Annotated in this window: 2 protein-coding genes; both read left to right on the top strand. The window is 69.8% G+C overall.

The genetic code is table 11. The features are described from left to right. The coding region (locus CCN44_RS38640) for a DUF4186 domain-containing protein (RefSeq protein WP_086703555.1) at nt 1-444 on the top strand (444 nt) is incomplete at its 5' end. A gap of 37 nt (nt 445-481) precedes the next feature. After that, a partial coding sequence (locus CCN44_RS38635; protein ID WP_143650318.1) for an NADP-dependent isocitrate dehydrogenase occupies nt 482-1,836 on the top strand: 1,355 nt, incomplete at its 3' end.

The raw sequence follows: 1,836 nt of genomic DNA, 5'->3' as shown, positions 1-1,836 counted from the left end.
GCCCCCGGCTCACCGGGGCACCCCTCCCCCGATCCCCGTGCGCTCGACCGGCGGCTCGACGCCCTCGCGCGGCAGCCGTTCCGGGCCAGGTTCCGTCTGCGCGGGCGGGACCGGGCGACCGCGGAGCTGAAAGGGCCGGCGACGGTCCGCCGGCACGCGTACGACCTGATCGCCCGGCGGCTGGCGCCGGCCGAGCCGCACAAGGACGGCCGGCAGACGCCGTACCGCGGTCATCCGGTCTTCGTGGCCCAGCACGCCACCGCGACCTGCTGCCGGAGCTGTCTGGAGCGCTGGCACGGCATCCCGAAGGGCCGCGAGCTGACCCGGGCCGAACAGGTGTACGTCGTGGACGTGATCTGCCGCTGGATCGCGCGCGAGATGACGGACGGCACTTTTTCCGGCCAGGACCCCTGTCGAGCCGACCCCGATCACGAGATATCTTGATGTCGAGCAATGTTACAGACGTGGAGCGGAGCACCCGGTGACTGACTCGACCATCATCTACACCTACACAGACGAGGCCCCGGCCCTGGCGACGCATTCGTTCCTGCCGGTGATCCAGGCGTACGCCTCGCAGGCCGGTGTGCCCGTGGAGACCCGCGACATCTCGCTGGCCGGGCGCATCATCGCCGTCTTCCCGGAGTACCTGAACGAGGACCAGCGCATCCCCGACGCGCTGACCGAGCTGGGTGAGCTGGCCAAGACCCCCGCCGCCAACATCATCAAGCTGCCGAACATCTCGGCGTCCATCCCGCAGCTGAAGGCCGCCATCGCCGAGCTGCAGGGCAAGGGCTACGCGCTGCCGGACTACCCGGACGACCCGAAGACCGACGAGGAGCGCGAGATCCGCGCCCGCTACGACAAGGTCAAGGGTTCCGCCGTGAACCCGGTCCTGCGTGAGGGCAACTCCGACCGCCGCGCCCCGGCCTCGGTGAAGAACTACGCCAAGACCCACCCGCACCGCATGGGCGCCTGGACCGCCGAGTCCAAGACCAACGTGGCGACCATGGGCGAGAACGACTTCCGCTCCACCGAGAAGTCCGTCGTCATCGCCGAGGACGGCACGCTCAAGATCGAGCTGGTCGGCGAGGACGGCACCACGACCGTCCTGAAGGAGTCCGTACCGGTCCTGGCGGGCGAGGTCGTCGACGCGTCCGTCATGCGCGTCGCCGAGCTGAACGCGTTCCTCGCCGCGCAGGTCGCCCGCGCCAAGGCCGAGGGCGTCCTGTTCTCCGTGCACCTGAAGGCCACGATGATGAAGGTCTCCGACCCGATCATCTTCGGTCACGTGGTGCGCGCCTTCTTCCCGAAGACGTTCGCGCAGTACGGCGAGACCCTGAAGGCGGCCGGCCTCTCCCCGAACGACGGCCTCGGCGGCATCCTGAAGGGCCTGGAGAGCCTGCCCGAGGGCGCCGCGATCAAGGCCTCCTTCGACGCCGAGATCGCCGAGGGCCCGGACCTGGCCATGGTCGACTCGGACAAGGGCATCACCAACCTGCACGTGCCGTCGGACGTCATCATCGACGCCTCGATGCCGGCCATGATCCGCACCTCCGGCCACATGTGGGGCGCGGACGGCCAGGAGCACGACGCCCTCGCCGTCATCCCGGACTCCTCCTACGCCGGTGTCTACCAGGCCGTCATCGACGACTGCCGGGCCAACGGCGCCTACGACCCGTCCACCATGGGCTCGGTGCCGAACGTCGGCCTGATGGCGCAGAAGGCCGAGGAGTACGGCTCCCACGACAAGACCTTCGAGATCCCGGCCGCCGGCACCGTCCGCCTGACCGACCAGGCCGGCAACGTCCTGATCGAGCAGCCGGTCGCGCAGGGCGA

Source organism: Streptomyces tricolor (assembly GCF_002155905.1).
Classification (GTDB): domain Bacteria; phylum Actinomycetota; class Actinomycetes; order Streptomycetales; family Streptomycetaceae; genus Streptomyces; species Streptomyces tricolor.
The sequence above is the reverse complement of the archived record's forward strand: the minus strand, read 5'-3'. Positions and strand labels throughout refer to the sequence as shown.